22 protein-coding genes and 3 pseudogenes are annotated in these 22,425 nt (G+C 56.9%); 17 read left to right on the forward strand and 8 right to left on the reverse strand.

Features of this window, described 5'->3' with window-relative positions; genetic code table 11:
- Window positions 1-75, forward strand: a pseudogene (locus FHT28_RS35975) (transposase); the annotation flags it as partial.
- Window positions 76-198: 123 nt separating this feature from the next.
- Complete coding sequence (locus FHT28_RS33830; RefSeq protein ID WP_246705027.1) at window positions 199-870, forward strand: transposase; 672 nt, start codon at window positions 199-201, stop codon at window positions 868-870.
- Window positions 871-1,272: 402 nt separating this feature from the next.
- Here the strand turns inward: FHT28_RS33830 and FHT28_RS33835 are convergent, their stop codons facing one another.
- From FHT28_RS33835 to FHT28_RS33845, 3 genes are all read right to left on the reverse strand, one after another.
- On the reverse strand, window positions 1,273-1,452 hold the full coding sequence (locus FHT28_RS33835) for a hypothetical protein (RefSeq protein WP_145646606.1): 180 nt from the start codon (window positions 1,450-1,452) through the stop codon (window positions 1,273-1,275).
- Between the two features lie 261 nt (window positions 1,453-1,713).
- Window positions 1,714-1,917 carry a cold-shock protein gene (locus tag FHT28_RS33840; protein ID WP_145646604.1) on the reverse strand — a complete coding sequence of 68 codons (204 nt, stop codon included), beginning with the start codon at window positions 1,915-1,917 and terminating at the stop codon, window positions 1,714-1,716.
- Between the two features lie 72 nt (window positions 1,918-1,989).
- Entirely contained in the window at window positions 1,990-2,307 is a 318-nt protein-coding gene (locus FHT28_RS33845; RefSeq protein ID WP_145646623.1) for a metalloregulator ArsR/SmtB family transcription factor, read from the reverse strand.
- Between the two features lie 306 nt (window positions 2,308-2,613).
- Between FHT28_RS33845 and FHT28_RS33850 the strand changes: the two genes are divergently transcribed.
- The 6 genes from FHT28_RS33850 (at window position 2,614) to repC (ending at window position 9,118) form a co-directional block, all read left to right on the forward strand.
- Window positions 2,614-3,783, forward strand: coding sequence for a site-specific integrase (locus tag FHT28_RS33850; RefSeq protein WP_145646602.1), 1,170 nt, complete (start codon window positions 2,614-2,616; stop codon window positions 3,781-3,783).
- Window positions 3,784-3,860: 77 nt separating this feature from the next.
- Complete coding sequence (locus FHT28_RS33855; protein ID WP_210249892.1) at window positions 3,861-4,160, forward strand: hypothetical protein; 300 nt, start codon at window positions 3,861-3,863, stop codon at window positions 4,158-4,160.
- A 293-nt stretch (window positions 4,161-4,453) separates the two neighbouring features.
- Window positions 4,454-5,122 carry a hypothetical protein gene (locus tag FHT28_RS33860; RefSeq protein ID WP_145646601.1) on the forward strand — a complete coding sequence of 223 codons (669 nt, stop codon included), beginning with the start codon at window positions 4,454-4,456 and terminating at the stop codon, window positions 5,120-5,122.
- Window positions 5,123-5,450: 328 nt separating this feature from the next.
- Window positions 5,451-6,629, forward strand: a complete 1,179-nt coding sequence (repA, locus tag FHT28_RS33865) for a plasmid partitioning protein RepA (protein ID WP_168598665.1) — start codon at window positions 5,451-5,453, stop codon at window positions 6,627-6,629.
- Window positions 6,630-6,694: 65 nt separating this feature from the next.
- On the forward strand, window positions 6,695-7,681 hold the full coding sequence (repB, locus tag FHT28_RS33870) for a plasmid partitioning protein RepB (protein ID WP_145646599.1): 987 nt from the start codon (window positions 6,695-6,697) through the stop codon (window positions 7,679-7,681).
- Window positions 7,682-7,837: 156 nt separating this feature from the next.
- Window positions 7,838-9,118 (forward strand): plasmid replication protein RepC, encoded by a 1,281-nt coding sequence (repC, locus tag FHT28_RS33875; RefSeq protein ID WP_145646598.1) that lies wholly within the window; start codon window positions 7,838-7,840, stop codon window positions 9,116-9,118.
- A 121-nt stretch (window positions 9,119-9,239) separates the two neighbouring features.
- Here the strand turns inward: repC and FHT28_RS33880 are convergent, their stop codons facing one another.
- The 3 genes from FHT28_RS33880 to FHT28_RS33890 form a co-directional block, all read right to left on the reverse strand.
- Window positions 9,240-9,662: a hypothetical protein gene (locus FHT28_RS33880; protein ID WP_145646597.1), complete on the reverse strand. Its 423-nt coding sequence runs from the start codon at window positions 9,660-9,662 to the stop codon at window positions 9,240-9,242.
- Between the two features lie 397 nt (window positions 9,663-10,059).
- A complete protein-coding gene (locus FHT28_RS33885; protein ID WP_145646595.1) occupies window positions 10,060-10,755 on the reverse strand; it encodes a hypothetical protein in 696 nt (231 codons plus the stop codon).
- Window positions 10,756-10,943: 188 nt separating this feature from the next.
- Complete coding sequence (locus tag FHT28_RS33890; RefSeq protein ID WP_246705028.1) at window positions 10,944-12,104, reverse strand: hypothetical protein; 1,161 nt, start codon at window positions 12,102-12,104, stop codon at window positions 10,944-10,946.
- Between the two features lie 150 nt (window positions 12,105-12,254).
- Here FHT28_RS33890 and FHT28_RS36590 point away from each other — a divergent pair, with 150 nt between their 5' ends.
- The 4 genes from FHT28_RS36590 to FHT28_RS33905 all read left to right on the forward strand — a co-directional run bounded on the left by FHT28_RS36590 (window position 12,255) and on the right by FHT28_RS33905 (window position 13,795).
- On the forward strand, window positions 12,255-12,485 hold the full coding sequence (locus FHT28_RS36590; RefSeq protein ID WP_145646594.1) for a helix-turn-helix transcriptional regulator: 231 nt from the start codon (window positions 12,255-12,257) through the stop codon (window positions 12,483-12,485).
- Between the two features lie 227 nt (window positions 12,486-12,712).
- Window positions 12,713-12,943, forward strand: coding sequence for a DUF4160 domain-containing protein (locus FHT28_RS33895; RefSeq protein ID WP_145646592.1), 231 nt, complete (start codon window positions 12,713-12,715; stop codon window positions 12,941-12,943).
- Window positions 12,933-13,424: a DUF2442 domain-containing protein gene (locus FHT28_RS33900; protein ID WP_168598662.1), complete on the forward strand. Its 492-nt coding sequence runs from the start codon at window positions 12,933-12,935 to the stop codon at window positions 13,422-13,424. The genes FHT28_RS33895 and FHT28_RS33900 overlap by 11 nt, the downstream gene beginning before the upstream one ends.
- Before the next feature lie 98 nt (window positions 13,425-13,522).
- Window positions 13,523-13,795, forward strand: a complete 273-nt coding sequence (locus FHT28_RS33905; protein ID WP_145646620.1) for a hypothetical protein — start codon at window positions 13,523-13,525, stop codon at window positions 13,793-13,795.
- A gap of 84 nt (window positions 13,796-13,879) precedes the next feature.
- Here FHT28_RS33905 and FHT28_RS33910 read toward each other — a convergent pair.
- Together FHT28_RS33910 and FHT28_RS33915 are read right to left on the reverse strand one after the other, a co-directional pair.
- A pseudogene (locus tag FHT28_RS33910) lies at window positions 13,880-15,205 on the reverse strand (type IV secretory system conjugative DNA transfer family protein); the annotation flags it as partial.
- A gap of 245 nt (window positions 15,206-15,450) precedes the next feature.
- Window positions 15,451-15,744 (reverse strand): mobilization protein, encoded by a 294-nt coding sequence (locus tag FHT28_RS33915; protein ID WP_145646589.1) that lies wholly within the window; start codon window positions 15,742-15,744, stop codon window positions 15,451-15,453.
- A gap of 273 nt (window positions 15,745-16,017) precedes the next feature.
- Between FHT28_RS33915 and traA the strand changes: the two genes are divergently transcribed.
- From traA to FHT28_RS33940, 5 genes and pseudogenes are all read left to right on the forward strand, one after another.
- Window positions 16,018-19,284, forward strand: coding sequence for a Ti-type conjugative transfer relaxase TraA (gene traA, locus FHT28_RS33920; protein ID WP_145646587.1), 3,267 nt, complete (start codon window positions 16,018-16,020; stop codon window positions 19,282-19,284).
- Window positions 19,285-19,457: 173 nt separating this feature from the next.
- On the forward strand, window positions 19,458-19,658 hold the full coding sequence (locus FHT28_RS33925) for a hypothetical protein (RefSeq protein ID WP_113349401.1): 201 nt from the start codon (window positions 19,458-19,460) through the stop codon (window positions 19,656-19,658).
- 118 nt (window positions 19,659-19,776) lie between these two features.
- A pseudogene (locus tag FHT28_RS33930) lies at window positions 19,777-19,989 on the forward strand (DUF4946 domain-containing protein); the annotation flags it as partial.
- Window positions 19,990-20,584: 595 nt separating this feature from the next.
- A complete protein-coding gene (locus FHT28_RS33935; RefSeq protein WP_145646583.1) occupies window positions 20,585-20,965 on the forward strand; it encodes an ectoine synthase in 381 nt (126 codons plus the stop codon).
- 100 nt (window positions 20,966-21,065) lie between these two features.
- The gene (locus FHT28_RS33940; RefSeq protein ID WP_145646581.1) at window positions 21,066-22,286 is read left to right on the forward strand and encodes an MFS transporter; all 1,221 of its coding nucleotides are present in this window, start codon (window positions 21,066-21,068) and stop codon (window positions 22,284-22,286) included.
- Window positions 22,287-22,425: the final 139 nt, after the last annotated feature.

Consider the following 22,425-nt stretch of genomic DNA (forward strand, 5'->3'; position numbering starts at 1 on the left):
ACGCGCTATGACAGGTGCCCAATGGCTTTTCTTTCCGCCATCTCTCTCGCTGCAACCGTTATCTTCTGGCTCTGATCAACGAGTCCTGACCCTAGCGAAGCCGCCTTCGATTATCTGGAAGAACGCCGTGCCGACCCGGCGCTTGCTGCCGGACTTCGCGGTGTCGCGCCGCGGCACTTTTGTAACCAGGTGCCGTATATGGAATATCTGGCGCGCAGGGGTGTCGATATTTTTGACCGCCAGGGGATCGGTGTCCTGGCAGAAGCAGGTCTCTGGGGATGTATCCGCCATCATGGACTGGTGGGCGACGTGGTTATCGTCTCCGACGATGCCGGCCAGTTCCGCGTCGGCAATCATGCCCTGTGCTGGGTCCACGGGGAACGGCTGTTACAGAAGCTGATGCCGGCAAAACCAAAGGAGGTGCGCGCTGTCACCTTCATCCGCGACCTTGTCTGGCGATTTTACAAGGCGCTGAAGGCATGGAAACAAAAGCCGTCACCGCAGGCCGTCCCGGCTTTCCGACGACGGTTCGACCGGATCTTTACCATGCGCACCGGCTACAACGCGCTCGACACATTGCTGGTGCGTCTTCATCGGCGCAAAGACGAATTGCTGAAGGTGCTCGAGCGGCCGGAAATCCCGCTTCATACCAATGCCTCGGAGAATGATCTGCGAACCTTCGTCACCAAACGAAAAATCTCCGGCGGTACCATCAGCAGAGACGGCCGTGTCGCGCGCGACACCATGCTTGGGCTGATGAAGACGTGCAAGAAGCTCGAGCTTTCCTTCTGGCACTACCTCGGCGACCGGCTCGGCATCGGCGGCGAGGTCGTCCCGCCCTTGCCTGGCGCCATCCTCGCGCGCAGCTAAACCAAGATCAGCTCGATGAGGTCAGCTTGCCGGCGCCCGGCACATTGGCTCGGATCCACGCGGCATAATCTTCGTCGCTCAAGGTGAGAAACGGCATCTCCCATCCTGACCATGAACATCTTCTTCATCGCAGGCATCGACTATGGTAGAAGAGCAACGATGGCACAATTGCCCACACCTTCGGCAGCGCCTCCAAATCAGCCCCTTTTACCGTCGAAATTTCCCGGTTTCCGCTTCATTAACCATATGAATTAATGCTATACTTTTGCCTTGTTGAAGCGAAATGCGCTGTTGCTTCCGTTGCTCGGACGGCAGTTTTCCGGGGCAATAACCATCGATAGTTATCAGGTATCGATAGTGATGGATTTCAGGGCGCGGGCATTAAAATGCACCAGCTTGTCATCAGCTGCGCCCTTCGTTCTTCGGATCTTGATCCAAGATCTGCCTCGCCAATTCCACGCCTTCGATCGACTTGATCTTTGCGGCCTCCGCGGCCAGAAGCGCTTGGAGTGTCGATATTCTCTCGGGATCGGTTTCAGCCTTCAGCATTTCCTGGAACCGTTTGATGTTCGTCAGCACCACTCAGACGTCCACAACCTTGGCCTCCTTCCAGAGCCAAATGTGATCTCCGCAGTTTATCCTTTCACCACCGCATGGCAATTAATCCTAAGGTGTAGCGAAGACCTCGCACACGAGCTCCAGTCCTCGGGGATCGATGGAGACGCCGCAAATACGGTTTTTTACGACGTTTTCGCCTCGGTTCGGCGGACTGGTTTGCCTGGATTGGCAGCACGATAAGCAGCCGGGTCGCGGCCGCGGATCGGGGTCCACTGCACGCCGATGTCAGAGCGGCCTGACGTTTTCCGCCCTGGACCTGCCGGACTTTCTGTCCTGGCCCAAATCGTAGGAAACGGATTGGCCCTCCTTGAGCAGATCACCATATTGCAGGGCGCTGACGTGGACGAAGACGTCATCTCCCCCAGCATCCGGCGTGATGAAGCCAAATCCTTTATCCGCGTTGAAAAACTTAACCTTGCCCGTCGGCATTGGCCCCCCCGTTTTATGATGAACGGCATGAATACCCCTAGCCGTCTGGTTTTGATCGATCAAGTTGACATGCTACTGCGCCTCGCGCTTGGCATGCGGCGTGAAAACCGATTGTTTTTGCCGCGCGAGTCTGGAGCGCCGAGTTGCGTGCCGCGCCATGACGGTGTCTTCGCCCAGAACCGAGAGGATGCCTCGCACATCGTGGGACATGCAACAATAGAAGACCGAGTGATGCAGTTTCCGAGTTGACACCAATTGCGTGGCGCGGAGCCTGGCAAGATGCTGCGATAGCGCCGAATTGCTGAGCCCAACTCTTTTGGCAAGCTCTCCGACGCCCCATTCGTCCTGACAGAGCAATAGCAAGATCTCGAGCCGCTTCGCGTTTGCCATGGCATGCAGTATCGCTGCGGAGCGCAGCAGTTTCTCCGGACCATCGAGCAAAGATGTACTCCCCCACCAAACCCGACCAATTTGTATATTATAGAATCTCTATGTAATAATTAACGCATGTTTCGATTCCAGGCTTGCTTGAGGCCCGCCGTGATCCGGATTGAAACAAAAGCCTTAACAGGGATTTTGACTGCATATTAAGTGTAAGGCTCGGCGCCTGCGCCTCTGTTAAGAAGAGATATATCGATTTTTAGCGACGAAAAGCCGATAAGGTGGAGCAAATCACAGCGCTGGAGCCGCCTCACGATGAAGCCGAAAGCCCTCCCCTCCCCCGCCGATCCGGTGCTGCTCCGCGCCGAGGAACTTGATGCGCTCGATGCCATCCTGCCCTTCGCCCGCCGCGATCAGCTGGCCACCCTGCTAACGGACGAGGACGTCGCCACGCTCAAGCATCTCGCCAAGGAAGGCATGGGCGCCAATACCCTTCGCGCACTCGCCTCCGATCTCGGCTATCTCGAAGCCTGGTGCGAGCTTGCCACAAGCGCTCCCCTCCCCTGGCCGGCTCCTGAAAGCCTGTTGTTGAAATTCGTCGCCCATCATCTCTGGGATCCGCTCGAACGTGCCGAGGATTCTTCCCACGGCATGCCTGATGACGTCGAAATCGGATTGCGCGCCAAAGGTCTGCTACGCGCCGACGGCCCGCATGCGCCCGACACGGTACGCCGGCGGTTGACCTCCTGGTCGATCCTGACCCGCTGGCGCGGGCTGACAGGATCATTTACGGCGCCTTCCCTGAAAACCGCATTGCGCCTGGCCGTACGCGCCACACCGCGACAACGCCGCCGCAAGAGCAGACGAGCCGTCACCGGTGATATCCTGGCAAAGCTGCTTTCCACCTGTGCTGGCGATCGGCTGGCCGACGTCCGCGATCGTGCCCTGCTGCTGACCGCCTTTGCCTCGGGCGGCCGCCGGCGCTCGGAAGTCGCTGGCCTGCGCGTCGAGGATCTGATCGATGAAGAACCGGTGCATGCCGATCCCAGAAACCCCGCCTCGCCTCTCCTGCCGTGTCTCATCATCGCTCTCGGCCGCACGAAGACGACGACGGCAGTAGACCGCGTACATGTGGTTCTGATCGGCCGGCCGGTCGAAGCGCTCAAACAATGGATCGAAGAAGCCAGGATCGACACCGGGCCGGTGTTCCGTCGCATCGACCAATGGGGCAATATCGACCGGCGGCCTTTGACGCCGCAGTCGGTCAATCTGATCCTGAAGACGCGGTGCAAGCAGGCCGGGCTCGATCCGGAGGTGTTTTCAGCACATGGACTCCGGTCTGGCTATCTGACCGAGGCGGCCAATCACGGCATCCCCTTGCAAGAGGCCATGCAGCAATCCCTACACAAGTCCGTGGCGCAGGCGGCGAGCTACTACAACAACGCCGAACGGAAGAATGGCCGGGCGGCACGGCTGTTCATTTGATGGGATTACCCTTCGGTTGGACGGCAGGAAGATGTCATCATCGAATTCAAGCGCGGTTGACGACAAGGAGAGCATTTGTGACAAGATCTGAAATGGAAGCGAGCTTCCTTCTTGTTCTCGACGAAACCAACCGTCTTCTCAAAGAGGCCTATGAAAAAGCCGGGCTGATTGATGACGAGCATGCGCTAGCACAAGCTGGTCTTAAAGACGGCTCTACCATCGTCATGGACTATCTGCATCACAATGAAGCGGGCGTCGCATTTGACCATCTGATGTATATGATCAATGAGGCGCTGCTCTCGCTCTCACCGGCAAGCCAACGAGTTCTAGAAAGGATCGAGGTTCAACTCGGATCCACTCTTAGCAACGGACAGTGAATAGAGCGCTTCACTTTCGACCCTAGGGGTTGCGAACCTGAGGGGGGCGGAGAGGACGCGTGTTCGACTCCCACCGCCGCGCCACGCTATATCCCACGGCAAGAACAGGTGCCAGGACTATGGGAACGTGATATGCCCCAACTGCTAGAGGATGAAGATGGACATGATGAAGAGACGGACAACCAAGGCCCAGAAAAAACTTGCCCCGGCGGTATGCAGAGCAGGGACCAGCCGGGGGATACATAGCCTATATGGCACGGCCCCCCATCAAGTTCAAGTAAATTTCTGACACCATGCCCCTTGTTGACATCCTCTCAGCCGACCGGTTCTCCACCTACCTCCTATGGGCCAACAATGACGTAGCCCTAGGGGAACGTCTCTATAGCTACAATGTCCAGCTTTCCGCGGACTTCTATAGCTCACTCCATATGCTGGAGATTACCCTGCGGAACAAGTGCGACCTTGCCCTTGAGAACGCCTTTGGTGCCACCTGGTTCGATGATCCCAGCGTTCTCAAGGACCCTTATCAGCGAAGATGCGTGCAGGAGGCGCGTGCCTTGCTGCTCAGGGAAGGGAAAGCTGCCACCCACGGACAGATGATTGCCGAGTTGAACTTTGGGTTCTGGAGCTCCCTGTTCGGTCGCTCCTCTAGTCATCTATGGGGCACCCTGCGACCAATCTTCAGCATCAGTGGCCTGCAGCGCGCTACCATTGCCCAGAAGCTGAGAGAGCTTCGTCGTCTGCGTAACCGCATTGCCCACTATGAGCCCATATTGGCTCAACCCTTGACCGCGTTGCATACTGCCACCCTGGACCTAACATCATGGATGGCGGTAGAGGCAGCGGCCTGGATCACAACCCATTCTGCTATCGCCTACCCGGCGACCCCGATCATCATTATGGACCCGACCAGTGGCCAGAGTGTTTTCGACCTGGCCCTTATAGGTCACCTGCCAGTGTAAACAGGCCAACCAAGGGCCGCCAGGCGCCGCCATCATCCTCAATAGCACTTGGTGCTCACGAACGTCCCCAGCTTTGATGATATGCATGATATCGGTCGCTGAACCAGCGAGCACGGATCCACATATTTCGAACACAACCAATCTCCAGTCTGGCCCTTCCCCTATTTCCAATACATCGGGAATCAGTTCTGCTCGCGAGGTTGGGCATTAACCTTTCGTTTACCCTCTTTTTCTTGCCATGAAGACGGAATCGGAGCATTGTCCCGATAATCGGTGCGGAAGTACCAAAATATCGTGACTGAGTGGATTTCGAAAGATGAGCGTGAAAATGGCCACTTCTGAGAAAGTGCCGGGTTTTGCAGATACGATCCTTGAACAAGGGGGTGATATCTCGTCAAAGCTCGACATGCTGCGGCAGGAAAAGTTTCCGCCGAACGCGCAGAAGTCTTTGCGCCAATTTTCGTTGGCCGAGGTTGCCGATTTCGTCGGCGTCTCGCAAAGCTACCTCAAGAAGCTACATCTTCAAGGTAAGGGCGTCGAGCCTGCTACGACGACTTCCACAGGGCGGCGATACTATTCGGCCGACCAGATGAATGATTTACGCGCCCTCCTCGATCGCGTTCCACACCGTAAGGAAGGCGAACGACTCCAGGTAATCGCCGTCGTAAACTTCAAGGGCGGCTCCGGTAAAACAACGACCTCTGCACACTTGGCGCAGTTCCTGGCATTGCGTGGCTATCGTGTCCTTGCGGTCGATCTCGACCCGCAGGCATCGCTCACCGCACTCTACGGCATTCAGCCCGAGCTTGACGACAAGGCTTCATTCTACGAGTCGCTGCGCTACGACGAAGAGCGGAAGTCCATCACCGAAATCATCCAGCCGACTAACTTCCCTAATCTGGATGTCGTCCCTGCAAATCTGGAACTTCAAGAATACGAGTACGAGACGCCCATCGCCATGCAGCGGAAAGATTCCAATGCGGGCAAGCTGTTCTATACCCGGATTGGAGACGCTCTTGCGGAGGTCGACGATCGGTATGATGTCGTCGTGGTCGATTGCCCTCCGCAGCTCGGCTACCTCACGCTCACAGCGTTGACGGCAGCCACGTCTGTCCTAATCACCGTTCATCCTCAGATGCTCGACATTATGTCGATGAGCCAGTTCCTCTTGATGCTCGGCAACATCTTGAAGTCGGTTGAAGCCGTCGGCGTGAATGTCTCGCTCGACTGGTTCCGGTATCTCGTGACGAGATATGAGCCGACCGACATTCCACAGCAGCAAATGGTCGGTTTCATGCAGTCGATGTTTGCCGCCCAGATGATGCGAAATCAAATGGTGAAATCAACGGCGATTTCTGACGCCGGTTTGACCAAACAAACGCTCTATGAGGTCGAGCGCTCGCAGTTCACGCCTTCGACCTATGACCGTGCCCGTGAATCAATGGACGCGGTGAATGCAGAGGTGATCGATCTGCTGCATAAGGCATGGGGGCGTCGGAATGCGTAAGCAGAATTGTCAGCCGTACAAACTGCATTTTTCTCCAATGAAATCAACAAAGGCGAGTTTCTGTCATGGCTAGAAGGGACGTATTCTCAAATATCACGTCGCCTAAAAGCGACGACCAGGAAAGGAAGCCTGCGCCGACCTACGCTGCCAAAGGCGCGTCCCGATCGATGATCAGCTCGTTGAACGAGCTAGCTGAAAAAGCCGCCCTCGCCGACCAGAATCTTGCGGGCGAACAGGTTCTCGAACTAGACACTGCCGATCTCGACGGCTCCTTTGTTTCGGATCGTATGGCCGAAGACGACGTAGCCTATTCGGAACTGGTGGAAGCCATCAGGGAACGAGGGCAAGATTCCCCAATTCTGGTGCGCCCTCACCCGTCGAAGCACGGTAGATATCAAATCGTTTTCGGCCATCGCCGAGCCCGGGCCGCAAAAGACCTGGGTCGCAAAGTTCGGGCAGTCGTCAAGGAAATCACTGACGCCCAACATGTGATCGCTCAAGGCCAGGAAAACTCGGCTCGACAAAACCTGTCGTTCATCGAGCGATCGATGTTTGCTCAACGCTTGCTGGATCTAGGCTATGACAAGCCTACGATCCAGTCGGCTCTTGCAACTGACGCTCCGATGTTGACCCGCATGCTTTCGGTATCCGGCCGAGTGCCTGAAGCCGTTGCAACGAAGATCGGTCCCGCGAAATCCATCGGCCGAGACAGATGGATCGATTTCGCGCAGAAGATCGAAAAGCCGTCCACCAAGAAGCTTGTCCTCAAGCTCGTCGAGGGGGACACGTTCGGCTCCCTCGAATCGGACGCTCGTTTCGAGTTCCTGGTGTCCGAGATCAAGAAGGCGGATCAGGTAGAGAAGGAAGTGCCACAAAAGGGAGAGTGGCGAGCGGGCGATGCGTCGGTTCGCGCAGAGTTCAAGGGCACCGGGAAGAGCTATTCAATCGCGCTCAAGTCTGATGATGCAGGCAATTTTGGCCGCTTCATCGCTGAGAATTTGGAGCGGTTGCACCAAGAGTTTCTGTCGTCAACCAAAACTGAGGAAGGGTAGGCAGCAAAAGAAAAAGGCCCCCAAACGGTCACCCGTGGAAGCCTCTCTCGTATTCTCTAGCAAGGTCGAGAATCGCATTTCCACGAATCGCAGTCAAGAGTCTTTGGCACCGTTTTGGTGAGCGGATTTCTTTTGCCTTCTTAGAGGTGAAGGAAAATGGAGAGTGGAAGTGTATCGACGCCGTTTGGGCGGCGACCGATGACTCTTGCCATGTTGGCAAACCAGCAGGTCGCGGAAACGATCGAACCAGGGGTTACCAGGAACCGGTGGAAATTGTTCAGAGCGATTTGCGAAGCGCGTCCTGCGCTCGGCGTAACAGATCGCGCATTGAGCGTTCTCGACGCATTGCTGACGTTCTATCCGGACAACGAGCTGTCGGAAGAACGCGGACTGATCGTGTTTCCGTCGAACGCACAGCTTTCGATCCGTGCCAAGGGCATGACACCCGCCACACTCCGGCGGCACCTGGCGGGTCTTGTGGAAGCTGGATTGATTATTCGGAAGGACAGCGCTAACGGCAAGCGTTATGCCCGTCGCGACGGGGCAGGGGACGTGTCGGAGGCGTTCGGCTTCTCGTTGGCACCCTTGCTGGCGAGAGCGGAGGAGATCGAGGCATTGGCAGCTCAAGCGATTGCGGATCGCGAGCTTCTGAGGGCCACCAGAGAACGACTGACCATTTGCCGCCGCGATGTTGCCAAGCTGATCAGCATGGCCGAAGAGGAGGGCGCTGCTGGCGATTGGGAGATGATTGCGTCGATGTTCAGAGAGATCGTCGCTCGCATTCCTCGTGCTGCAGGGATCGAACATCTGTCGTCAGCACTCAATGAGATGTCGCTGCTTCGCGAAGAGATCATCAATCGATTGGAAACGCATACAAAAACATCAAAAATGGACGCCAAAGAGTCTCAAATTGAGCGTCACATACAGAATTCAAACCCCGAATCCATTTCTGACTTTGAACCAGCTTCCGAAATGAAGCAGGGGGCAAATCCGGTGGATCGAGCCGCGACCTCGAATGGGGATGTGAAGTATCCTAGAGTAGCGGGGCGGGGCTGGAAACCAAATCGACCGACAGGCGAGAGTGGCGAGCTGAAATCGTTTCCGCTTGGGATGGTGCTGCAGGCTTGCCCGCAGATTGCCGACTATGGCCCCGGAGGGCGGATCGAAAAATGGCGAGACCTGATGAGTGCCGCCGTCGTCGTTCGATCCATGCTCGGAGTCAGCCCGTCGGCATATCAGGATGCTTGCTTGGCAATGGGTCCCGAGAACGCCGCTACCGTGATGGCTTGCATTCTGGAGCGGGGAGGGCACATCAATTCAGCTGGAGGCTATCTTCGCGATCTGACGCGGCGCACCGAGGCAGGCGACTTTGCGATCGGTCCGATGCTCATGGCGCTTATGCGGCAGAATGGCGTCGGAGAGCGTAAAGCTTCCTAAGGTTGGCTAAGGCCGGCCGGCTCATGGGCGACGACCTTGAACTCAACGAGATCGAACATCTGCTCATCGCCCCTGGAAAGAGCAAGCCTCGTCCGCTTCGCTGACGAGGCGATTGATTAAATCAACATCCAAAAGGTTTGGGACCGGTCCAACCATGGGTCCCGATGACCGGAGGCTCGATCGTTGTGATGAGCCATTCATCTGGATTACGCCAAGAAATCTCCTTGAAGCTTACTTTGAGCTTTCCGATGTCTTGCCACCAGACCATCAGGATATCAGGAGATGCCATTTCTTTTGGTTGATATTGAAACGGAACTCCCCTCGAATTGAGATCAATCAGCTTGGAATACAGGTCTGCGTTCTCCCAGAGCTTGCCTTCGTCAACAAAAGCAATTTCTTGCCGGAGTTCATGCGTGCCAGATATCCGTCTACCCCCTGTGAGAACGATGCAACCCTCTGATAGATGAGAGACATTGAGCGGAGGAGGCTCTGCATGAGCCCCAAATTCAACCGCGAAAGGAAGTCTCCGTCCTGGATAGCTCATTGACGTTCAATAAATTTCCGGTGGAAAAATCTCAATTTATGAAACGGAGTGTCTGAAGGTGATGGCACGAAATTTGGGTTTTTTCGGTGCGATCTTCGATGACATCAGAGAGCGGATCGCGCACCGCCGAGGCGGCCCTGTAATGCAGAACCGTCGCTTTGAGAAAGTCGTTAGTCATTCGGCGGGATCAATCCCTTCGCGCGTGCAATAATCGCCCGCTAGAGCTTGTTCCGGTCAACACAGCCAAGGGTTCTGTTTTCCGGGCGAATTCTGCTGATTAGCCGAGTTGCAAAAGACAAGGCACGTCCAAGCCTCCCGGCCGAAAATCTAAGAAAGCCGATCACCGACCCCAGCATCACCGGGGCAAATGAGCCCTTTTATGCAATGCCGGCCGGTCTCATCTCGGTTGACATTGCATAGTATCTGTCATCACCACGGCCCACCACGGCGGCGTCTTGTCTAACGAAGCGAGCCAAGAGTCGATTTGCGGATCACTGGCACCGCGCTTGATCGCTTTTAGCATGCACTCACATTGTCCAAGCGTCTCGTCGAACGCGCGGGCGCCGTTGTTGTACCTGTTTTTCAGGCATCCAGCTTTTATATCTTGATCGCGCTTGGAAATGCGCATTGTTTCGTCGGCCGAGAAAATATCTCTCAGTATTTTTGACTGCTCTGGGTTGGTATATGCGTAGTCGAGCCGCCCCTGACGTAAATCTGCCTTGAAGGACTCGCAAATAGCGACGGTCCCTTCCAACGGATCTACCTCATGCCGCAGTTGCTGCGCTAATTGTTCCTTCAGCGCGGGAGTGAGTGTGGCAAGTATCTTATCGGCGGGTAAGGTCACGTCCATGTTGTCAATCGCCGTCAGATGCAGAAGGAAGCGCAACGTGTAATCGCTATTGTCGTGACTGATGCAGCGCTCGCCAAGCGTATTGATATGATGGCGCGCTTGTTCAACGGACATTGCCGCAGATTTTTGTTGATCAGAGTAATCGCCAGATAATGGAACTGCCCGTGCCAGAGCTGTCGAAATCATCGCCGCCGTTAGGACATACAGGCAAAATCGAGTGGTTCTCTTCAAAGTCTTGCGCATTCTTCTAACCCCACCCTCAATTTGCTCGAGGCAGATTTGCGGAAGTTATGCGGCAATCAGTGTGATGTCGATAGCCATGGCGATGTTGGTTTTCGCATAGAACAGATGAAGTGGATACCAATGACTTGGCGCCAAAATCATCCCGTTGGCATTTGATTGGCACATTCCAGATTGGGAAAGAGCCGGTTCTAAAGACTTCGCGCACTAGCCGTGCGATCTTCTGCTACCGTGGAGCCTCTCAACATCCTTCGTACCTTTAGCGAGACTTCATCCAGTGTTGCCATAACTCGATTGATCTGTGAGAGCGTAGCCGTCGTCTCTGATCCATAACTGACGGCGAGATACTCTCTGCTTGATGAGAGAGTTGCCAAATGCGCCGCTGTACGCTTGCGCAGAACCAGGCCAATATCCATTGCGATGCGGGTCCGCGCGTTAAGGTCGCGCTCAAAGCCGCAGACTGTCTCGCGATCAAGGCCGTTAGCGAGCAGAAGGGCATCCAGATAGAGCTCAATCGAATGGAGAGCCAGAAGACGTTGCGGAAGGTGGTTGAGCTTCGACACATCCTCGCCAAGCGTTTTGGCGGCGTCGCGGTATTGGGCCGCCAAATCTAGAATGCGTCGCACATCCGCTGCCTTGCCGGGATATGCAGGTCCATTGCCTGGTTTCGGCCGGCTCTTTTCCGTAAGGAGAATGAGATCCTTCAACATTGTCCGTAGTTCGGGCCAGGGGGCATCCACAAGCTTCAGACTGGCATCATGCATGACGATCAGGCAATGGAGCTTTGCGGTGACTTCGATCACCGAGGAGGGCCGTGTGATCCACATGACACGTCCGGATATCCCAGCCCGTTCTGCGAGCTCTTGTTCTCGGGCGACGATCGCACTGTATCCCAAGCGTCGATCCGCTTCTTTCCATCGTTTCCGGCGCCGACGCAGGTCGGCTCGCGCCTGAGACAGGTGTTTGACGTCAAGCTGAGAGGCCATCCGATTGAGGTCGGCAAAAGAGCGAACCTCCACGACGCCATCCTTTCCGACATTGGGAAGCATAACGACCGGACGACCGCCAGCCTCGTTGAGCAATTCCGCCTGCAGCTTTTCTCTAAGACGGATGACTCTCATGTGCTCCTGGTGGCACGCATACCAGCGGGGCCACATTTCTCTGATGGGAGTGGGACCTTGTTCCCTTCGCTGCGGGATTTCCGCGATCAGTGCGCTTAGAAGGCGCGTGGCGACGGGAAGAAGGTTTCGTCGGTCGATGATTGGAGGCAGGCCTTCGCACGTCCCGTGCTCACGTTTTTCTTTTCCACGCGAAATTGCAGGCAAAGTTCTGCTATTCTCAGAATCAGCCATGATCCAAGCTCCAGCAAGCTAGATTGTGGTTAGGTCAGGCAGGGCGGTTGCAACGCCTTGCTTGGCCGTCTGCAGTGATGCAAGACCTGCACATTCTAGTAGGAAAACAGGGCGGATCAACTAAATTCGCCTACGATAGGCGATTTTGCAATGCTACCTGTTCAGTGTCGGATGGCGCGCGCGGCTCTTGGCCTCAAAATAGCGGAACTTGCGAACCTGGCGAAAATGTCGACCAACACGATTGTCCGTTTCGAAACAGGCAAGGAACTTAAACAGTCTACAATCGATGACCTCCGCCTTGTGTTGGAAAATGCCGGTATAGTTTTCATCCCTGAAAACGGGGATGGTCCTGGCGTACGGTTGAAGAAACCAGGTTCGTGAAATCAGCTCGATGGCTTAGCGACACGGTCTCTTCGGCTGGAGGCTAGAGCTTTTCGGATTGGGTTGTGAGGAGGCGGCGGGTTATTATCTGCTGCTGCAAGCCCGCGCGACGTTTCTGTATCGCCGATATATTGGAACAGGGGTTATCTTTGCAGCTTCTTTACCTTCCGTACCAATTGACATAGTGCATTTGGTGCACTATTTGTAAGCGGGTCGTGGAGATATGGATGCCGACAATAGCCCGGATTGGAAACGTGTTGATCCGCGTTTTTGCGAACGATCATAACCCTCCCCATTTCCATGTCGTAACTCCTGACCATCAGGCGTTGGTCAGCATCGATGACTTCGAGGTCATTCAGGGTTCGATTGATCGGGGCAGTCTGAACACTGCGATTGCATGGGCCAAAGCTCACAAGGAGGAACTGAACAATGAATGGAACCGCCTCAATGAGCGATGACATCGTCACTGTAGGTGCCCCGCTCCCAAGGTTGTTGGAGGCCTATCCGGGAAAGGATAGGCAGGTTCATCTTGTTTGGAAATCCGGCCTTGAGCGGACCGTGGATTTGGCCCCTGTCTTGGAGAGCCGTCGGATTTTCATTCCCCTTCGTACGGATGACGATCTATTCCGGTCACTCAAAGTCAGCGAATTTGGCGACGCCATCGAGTGGGGAGACGATATCGACCTTTCGGCTGTTTGGCTTAGCAGACTGCCGTCCATCGTGTTTAGCAATGTCGACTTCGTCAAAGCAATGGACGAGCTTGGAATGACGTTGGATGGCATGGCCTTGGCCCTGGATATCTCTCGAAGACTAGTGGCGGACTACCGTAAAGATAAACCGATCCCGCGACACATCGCGTTCGCGACCCGCTATTTGGTGGACCAGCAAGCGGTTAACGACAACTACGAACAGCACGGCGAGAGTTTCAAAGAGGCGTAATTGGAAATGGTCGATCGCAAGTGCTTCGCGTCCTGCAAACCGCCGCGGGCATTGCCTTCGACAATGTATGCTCGAAACAACATGACTGGGCCAACATCATGATCGAAAGCGAGACGCGACAGGCGGATTGGCGCCGAGCGAATCCGGCAAAATACGACGCGCATCTGGCGGTCCAGAAAGCGTTGAAGACCGGGCAACTGGAAAAAGAGGTTTGCGAGGTCTGCGGCACTGAAGCGGTCGACGCTCATCACGACCAGTACGAAGACCCATTGCAAGTTCGTTGGCTCTGCCGACGCCATCACACGCGCCTTCACCATTATGGGGAAGACATGTTCCCCATAAGGTCGGTTGCTGCTCAACGCGAAGGTTAGGGCCGGCGACCTCTATCATAAAGGTGGCTTGTCGGAGGTCTTACGAACCGGCCCGTGATGCGCCTTCGATCTACCGGAGACGGTTCACGCCGGATCAAAAGTCCCCTCAAATTCCGCATCGGCATAGTACCGCAACTTCCTGACCCACGCCGGCCGTTGCCCCTGTCTCAGCACAATCATCTTGTCGGCCGGTAGGCGCATGATCTCATCGGCGTTGACGAGATCACGCGCCGAGATGTGTTCCGATGTGGACTTCTTGCCCTCGCTCTACGACCGGGTGAGGTATTGGGCGTCCGTTTTGCCAATCGACCGGGTGATCAGCTCGGCGGTTTCGATATCGTTGACCCCGAACACCTGGAGGACAGCGGCGTTCGACAGGAAGGTGCCGGCGCGCTTGCCATAGGTGGCGCGCAGCTGATGAATGTCCTGGAGGATCGGCCAGAGCTGAACGCCATAGCCGGCCATCAAACCCATGGCGCGTTCAACAGGAGCGAGATGGCCGAGAGCGGCGAATTCGTCGAGCAGGTAGAGCACAGGCAGGGCAGGGGAGGCCGGATCACGCGCCATGTCGGTGAGGCTTTGCGTGACCAGCAACCGTAGCCATCGCGAATAGGTGGAGAGCCGATCCGGCGGTAAGACCAGGAACACCGTCGCGTTGCCACGTTTAAGATCGGCGAAGCGGAAATCCGATCGGCCGAGCACGGCCATCATGCGCGGACTGTCGAGGAAATGAGTGTGACGTTGGACAGCCGAGAGCACGCCGGCGGCCTCCCGATCGGACTTGCCGAGATGCCGATTGGCGGCGCGGGCAATCAGACCGTTCACCTCTTCCATCTCCTGCATGACGGCGAGCAGCGTGGCGAACCGTTCCGGCGGAAACGTCAGATAGTCGCGCAGCGTTGCGAGGTGTCGGCGCTCCGGAGATTCCACAACGGCAATCGCGAGGATCAATCCGGCAATGAGCGCCTTGGCCTCCTCGTTCCAATGCGCTTCCCCCGCCATGCCGGGTTCGTCGAAGACGAGGGCGTCGGCAAGCATGCTTGCGTCTTCGGCAACGTCGAGGCCATTTGGATCGAGCGTATCAAGGGGATTGAAGGCGGCGGATTGTTGTCCCGTCACGCCGAATGGATCGAGGATATGGACCGGCCCGAATTGCGCTCGAGCACGACCGGTGACTTTGGTATTTTCACCCTTCGGATCGATGCAGATCACCGATCGTTCGGCGGTCAGCAAATTGGGAATGATGGTGCCGACGCCCTTGCCAGTTCGTGTCGGTGCCATCGTCAGCAGATGCGCAGGTCCGTCATAGCGCAGCAGCCTGTTCGTCACCGGATCCCGGCCGATCAGCAGGCCATTATCGGTGGCTGAAAGCGTCTGCAACTCTTTCGTCGTTGCCCAGCGGGCAGAGCCGAAGACGGCAGGGATCGGAGCATCCGTCATGAAGGCCGAGAGGAAACCGCCGACGCCAAATAGAAGCGGCAGATATTTGGCGATGGCAACGAAGAGCTGGCTCGCCGCCCCATGCTCAATCCCGGCAACGAGATGGATGAGACCGTTGGTAAGTACGAGCAGTCCGGCAAACAGAATGCCGATGATCGCACCTGCGACGGCCATGACCGGCGCCTTGATGCTCAGTTTCAGCAGGCGGGTAAATGTCATTTCCCGTCGCCAATTGTTTCCGGCGATGACGCCGGCTTGAGGATGTCGTCGAACAGGGCTTTGTCACCATCGCGAGTGAGGAAACCGGGCAGCTCCCTGCGCAACCAGTCGCCCAGTCGTCGGGTGAAGTCGGCATCGTTGGAGTTCTCCAGCCGATGGAGCACGAGCGCCCCGAGCAACACCTTGCGCCGCGTGTCTTCCGCGCGTTCCCGTTTGCCAAGACGCGCCTGCAGCGTCTTCTTGCGAACCTCCAGTTCGGCGATGCGTTGTTCCAGGGTCTTGCGTGCCATTGTTATTCCTTCATGTCCGGTGTCTGTCACACTGTTTTGAGGAAGAACGGGAATTGCCGTTGCATCGATGCGTTGCTTTCCGGCATGCTGATGAGACTACACAGCGTTGCGCCTGCAACAACCCTGAATATATGGGGGCCTATATGGGGGATGGTGCGTCTTGCCTGATCCCGGAGTGGCGTGAGCGAAGCGAACAGAATTCCAAGGGCGCACTTACGAGTTGTGAGACAACTCGAGCTTTGCTATGCTAAAATTCAAATCGGGAAATTATGCTTGGCGATTTATCATTGCAGCATGAAGACCATAGCTCGGAGCGGCGGCCGCAGCGCGGTGGCATCCGCTGCCTATCGTGCGGCCGTCAAACTCACCAATGAGCGCGATGGCCTGGTGCACGACTTCACCCGCAAGCAAGGTGTCGACCATGCGGAGATCGTGCTACCGGAAGGTGTCGAAGCCGATTGGGCGCGCGATCGATCCAGCCTTTGGAATGCGGTCGAGCGCGCCGAGGTGCGCAAGGATGCGCGGGTGGCGCGTGAGTTCGAGATCGCGCTTCCGCATGAGCTCAATCTGGAGCAGCGGCTTTCACTGACGCGGGACTTCGCGCGCGACCTGGCGAACCGTTATGGCGCCGCGGTCGACTTTGCCATTCACCAGCCGCAAGGGCAGGGGGACGTTCGCAACGTCCATGCGCATCTGCTGATGACGACGCGGACGGTCGGGCCGGATGGGCTTGGCGAGAAGACCCTGATCGAGCGCGAGAACAAGTGGTTGTTGAACAACGATCAGCCGACCTCGCACATGCAGCTTCGCGATATTCGCCAGGCGTGGGAGCATCATGCCAATCGCCATCTGGTGCGCGCCGGTCTTGAGGTGCGGATCGATCATCGCTCGCATCTGGAGCGCGGGCTGGAGATCGAGCCGACCGAGCATATGGGTGTGCATGCCTCGCAGATGGATCAGCGCGGCATGGATGTGTCGCGCCGGCGTCTGGAAGAGCGGGCGGCACGGCGAAACGCGGCGCTGATCCGCGAGAAGCCCGAGCAGGTGCTGACGATCATCACCGGCGAGAAGAGCGTGTTCGATCGTCATGATGTCGCTCGCGCTTTGCATCGCTATATCGACGATGTGCAGGCATTCCGCAATGCGTTTGCAGCTGTCATGGCGTCGCCGGCATTGGTCGAACTGCAGCCAGAGCGGGATGGGGAGCTGGGCCATGGGGAGCTGGCGCGCTACTCGACGCGGGAGATGGTCGAAATCGAACGTGCCATGGCCGAGAGGGCATCGAAGATGGGGGCCGCTCTCGGCCATGGCGTTGATCGACATCATGTCGATCAAGCAATAGACTTACAGGACAGCGCCATCCGGGCAAGGACCGCGTCCTCCCTCTCCGGAAAAGTTGAACGCGGCGCGATGCTGCTGGTCGATCGCGAGCGAGCGATCGAGCGGTCGGGCTTGAGCGATGAACAGCGCCTGGCCATTCAGCATGTCACCGGAGCGCAGCAAATCGCTGTTGTGATCGGGTTTGCAGGGGCGGGTAAGTCGACGATGCTGGCGGCCGCTCGCGATGCCTGGGAGCGCCAAGGCTACCGCGTTCATGGGGCGGCACTGGCCGGCAAGGCGGCGGAGGGATTGGAAGAGTCCTCCGGCATCGCATCACGCACATTGGCCTCATGGGAATATGGGTGGCAGGCAGGGAAGGGCGAGCTTGGAAAGGGCGACATCCTGGTCATCGACGAAGCCGGCATGGTTGGCAGTCGGCAACTGGCACGCTTCGTCGCGGAAGCGGAGGCGAGGGGAGCAAAGCTGGTGCTCGTCGGCGATCACGAACAGCTGCAGGCGATCGGCGCCGGCTCACCGTTCAGAGCGATTGCCGAACGGGTGGGTGCGGTCGAACTCTCCGAAATCCGCCGGCAGAAGGAGGATTGGCAGCGCCGTGCGTCGATCGCCTTTGCCACCCATCGCACCGGCGAGGGATTGGCCGCCTATGCCGATCGGGGTGGGGTTCAGTTCGGCGCTGACCGGGACGAGACACGGACCGCGTTGGTGCGCGACTACCTGGCCGATCTGGAACAGCGCCCGTCCGGGTCTCGCATCGCGCTGGCGCATCGCCGCGCCGACGTTCGGGCTGTCAACGCCGATATTCGTGCCGCGCTGCAGGAACGTGGGTTGTTGGCGTCTGGTGCAGGCGAGGGGGCTGCCAAGAATGACCGGGACGCCGATACGCTGGGCCGCGAAGTGATCTATCAGACCAATGACGGCAAGCGCGCCTTTGCATCCGGCGATCGCATCGTTCTGTTGGAGAACAATCGCGATCTTGGTGTCAAGAATGGCATGCTGGGAAGGGTGCAAGCCGTCGAGGCGGACGCACTACAGATACGTCTCGACGGCTCAGCTGACGGGCGGAACGGTGCCCGCGTCATCTCGATACCAGTCAATCGTTACCAAGCCTTTGACCATGGCTATGCGACGACGATTCATAAGTCGCAGGGTGGGACCGTCGATCGAACTTTTGTGATGGCGTCCGCCTCCATGGATCGGCATCTAGCCTATGTGGCGATGACGCGCCATCGCGACGGCGTGAAGCTTTATGTGGCTTCGGACGAGCTCAAGAACATGAAGGCGCTCAGCGCCAGCCTGAGCCGATCTGGCGCCAAGGAAACGACGCTGGATTATATCGGTGCCTTTGCTGAGCGGAGGGGTCTGGCCGAAGAGTTTGGCGTTCGCAGCGAGATTGCCGTCAGCCCCTCACACGGTCGGGATCAAGAGCGGATCGACAAGGCAGTCGAGAAGGTCGAGCCGCTTGTGCCGGCGCTGACGAACTATTCCCGCAGTGTCGAGGACGTGGCCCGTGAGAAAGCGCGGCCTGACTTCGAGCGTGCCATGGACGCGGTGCGCTCCGTTGGTGCGAATGTCTATGTTGAGCCGGATGGCGTTGCCGCGCAGTTTAGCCTGGCCATCGTCGATAAAGGCATGGATGCTCATGCGCTGGCGAAAGCGGTTGCCGAGCGGCCCGAGCAGTTCGGCGAACTGCGCGGCAAGTCCGGGCTTCTTGGTGACAACAAGGAGCGCAAAGCTGCACGTCATTTTGCGAAGGGGCTTAGCCAACATGTGTCCTCAGCCACTCACACATGGGAACGCCGGCTGGAGGCGGAGCGCCGATCGGAAATGTGGAATCGCGAAAAGCGCGATGTCATCGAGGTTCCTGGGCTTACCCCAAGCAGTGAAGCGCTCCTGAAGCAGCTCGATGCCTTGCCCCAGGCAGAGAAACCGAAATTCCTCGAACAGTTGTCGGGCACGCCGGAAGGACGACAGGCCCTCGATGAGGCGAAGACGATCGTCCAGGCGCTTGAGCAACGGTTCGGAAGTTCCGATCCGCGCAGGTTGAAGAAGGAGAACTTGCGGCTTGGACCGGTGGTCACGGAAAAGCTCGATCGTATCGAGATTATCGCTCGTATAGTCGATCGAGCGCAGAGGGCAGAGCTATCGCGTCAATATGAGCTGAAGCGGACCCTCAACAAGGGGCTGGGGTTGGGGATGTAGTTTGCCAGCAAGCGGGTGTCCCGGGTTAAAGCACCAGGCCATCTGGCTTCGCCTATCCCGACCCTTTTGCAGGCGAGGAGAGGTCTGCCGCTGCAGGCGGAATTCCCAATCGTCGCATTCATTGAAATTGTCGCTACTTTTTCTGATCGCCAATCTGGAACAAGGAGATCGCTATGGTGAAGCTTGCATATGGTTTAGGAGGACTGCTTGTTCTGATCGGTCTCGTCTGGATGGGGCAGGGCAGTGGGTATTTTCCGTATCCGGCCGAGAGCTTCATGATCGACCAGTCGCCCTGGATTTATCGGGGAGCTCTGGTCGTCATTGTCGGCGTTGTGGTGATCGCACTGGCGCGACGCAAGCGGCCGCTCCCGTGATTGCACCTGGACACTAGTGTCACGGGAATCGTTTCAGCGCGTGTCCGGGTGGTGAAATGGATCGCCAGGTGCTTCCTGCACCTTCAGCAGATCTGACGGCACCGTAAACTTAACGTCCGTCAGGCGACAGCTGGTGCTCCTGCTCGGCTTTCCGGCTCGACAGATGCGATGCACGGTGCTGAAGGATAAGGCGGATGTCCTGGAGCAATTATTGATCGTCACCATCGGACGCCACACGGTGCAAGCGTTGAGCCTCACCGCGTCGCCGACCAATTTCAAAACTTACGAGCCGGATTTCATGGCGACCCGCGACAGTTTGCGGATTGATTGAAACCTCCGAGACGAGGCCCGGCGAATGGCACGCCAACCTGAGCATCTGTTAGCATCCTGGAGGGCTTATGGGCTAGATGCCGGCGATGTCTCCCGGTAGTCTCGGCGGCCAGCCAGTTGAGCAGAGGAGTGATCGCGGGCCGGGCATATGCGCGCAGCATCACCGCCGCCTGGAAGCCATTAGCTACTCTCGTAGGCCGATGGGCGCGACCACGCGTCCCGAGGCGATGTCTGCGCGGACCAATATCCCCTCGACCAGCGCCACGTCCTTGCCGTGGCCGCCGCATCCAGAGCGAAGAAATGATGCGCGTGCTCGACGAGCCTGGCGAACTCCACATGCTTTCCCGGGAATTGCTTCCCTGCCTCCAACGTATGGACGGCACCTATCTGGAGGTAGATCTGAATGGTCTAACTTGTTGGACGCACGTCAGACGCCGTTAGCCAACCCCCCTTGTGGCATAGCCTCTCAAAGGATATTGATGCAGACAATATAGATTTGTGCACGGCGAAAGCGAGCAAGTGCATTTCATCAGTGATGAGTGTCGCCCATAGAATTCGCTGTTGCAACACTCCAGACAATAAAGAAAGTAGTACAAATGTTTGTTCGAAATCTACAAGATTTTAAGAATAGTGGTCTGGTATTTGAATGGTGCTCTGGCACTAGCCACCGCCTGCTAACAGAAAGTAATGGTATGGGCTATGGCGTTTGTCATACGATGGTACGTGCTGGTACTGAGTCTCTGCTGGAATACAGAAACCACCTTGAGGCATGCTATTGCATTTCCGGTGAAGGTGACGATGTAAATGAAGATGTCTTCCAAATTCGTCCCGGTACAATCTATGTGCTCAATAAGCATGATCGGCACTATCTACGCGGCGGCAAGAACGAGGATTCGATTCTCGTGAGCGTATTCAATCCCTCGCTCAAAGGACGCGAACGACACAATCTAGAGAGCGCCGAAGTGTCCACCTGTTGAGATGTGCCACATTCGAACCTAGAAGCCAGCTCGCACGGCGACCGCGCCGTATCAGTGGTACGCTTTTTGTTTTTCCTGCGATATCGGTAGGTTTGTGTTCATGCGTGCGCAACACCAAGCTTTCTTTCTTTCTCTCTTTCTCGCTCGCCTCGCCGACCAAATCTTGCTGTTCCTAGTGCCGTTAGTCATCTTCCAGATGACTGGGAGTGTATCGTGGTCAGGAGTCGCGTTCACGCTCGAAACTCTGCCGCGATACATATGCTTTCCATTTCTCGGAGCGCTCTGCGACAGGTATTCGCCGACGCGACTGATGCGCTTCAGCCAAATACTTCGTGCTGTTGTGTGTATCGGTGGCGTTGCTGGCTATTATCTCATCAGCGGTATCGGGTGGCTAATTGCATTGTCGGCCCTGTGCGGTATGTTGACCAGCCAGGGTATTGTTGCGCGAGAAGTGATGTTGCCGCAGATATTCAGGAGCCATCGCTTTGAGAAAGTCTTGTCCTATTCCCAGCTAGCCGACCAGTTGGGAACAGTGCTCGGTCCGATGCTCGCGGCCCTTCTACTTTCTTGGTGGCACTGGGAATTCGTCGTGATCGCTACGGCCACGCTATTTTTTATCGCCGATATGGCACTGGCGTACTGGCAGAGGGAAAGTGCATTTCAGTTTGTCATGCCCGAACGCGAGTATGGTAGCTGGTTCAAGCCGATCAAGACCGCCCTGTCGCACGTGGTCGGTCTGCCCGGCCTCAAATCGGTAATCTTGCTGGCATGCGCCGAAAACCTCGTAATCGGCGTCACGCTTGCTACCTCTGCCGCGATGGTCACCGGCATCCATCATCAGAGCGGAAGCTATTACGCCGGATTACAGGCCGCCGGGGCCTGCGTGACGATTGTTATCCTCCTGATGACAGCGAGATTGCCTATTCCTGGTCCTATCCTTGGCTTCACGGCATTCTGCGCCATTTGCGTCGGCGGCGTCATGGCAGCAGCCAGCGCCGGCATCGCCGGCTACGTGTTCGGTTTCCTGTTGATCATCGGATTCGACAAGATGTTCAATGTCTATATCCGCAGCGCGCGCCAGAAACTCATCCCGGCGCGCGACTACGGCAAGACTACGGGTGTCGTCATCCTCCTTAATAATATGACGCAGCCGCTCGCTGGCATCGCCGTCGGCACGTTTTCGGCCGGCTTCGGCGCGGACGCCGTAATCCTCGTGTTGTCGCTCTGCATGGGGGTCCTTGGCCTGCTAGTCTTCCTCGTGCCTCGCCTAGTCAAGCACCCCAGGGAATCAGTGAACTCCGCGTCATCCCATGAGGGTTGAAGTGACGGGCGAGAAATTCCACAATCTTTTCGGTCGTCTTCCAAGGAACCGGGGATGCCATCGACGACAGGCTAAACGGCGAAGATCCCAATCGCTGCGCGAATATGGTCACGTTGATCTATTGGCTTCAGGATCCGGC

The organism is Rhizobium sp. SG570, assembly GCF_012275345.1.
Lineage (GTDB): Bacteria > Pseudomonadota > Alphaproteobacteria > Rhizobiales > Rhizobiaceae > Rhizobium > Rhizobium lusitanum.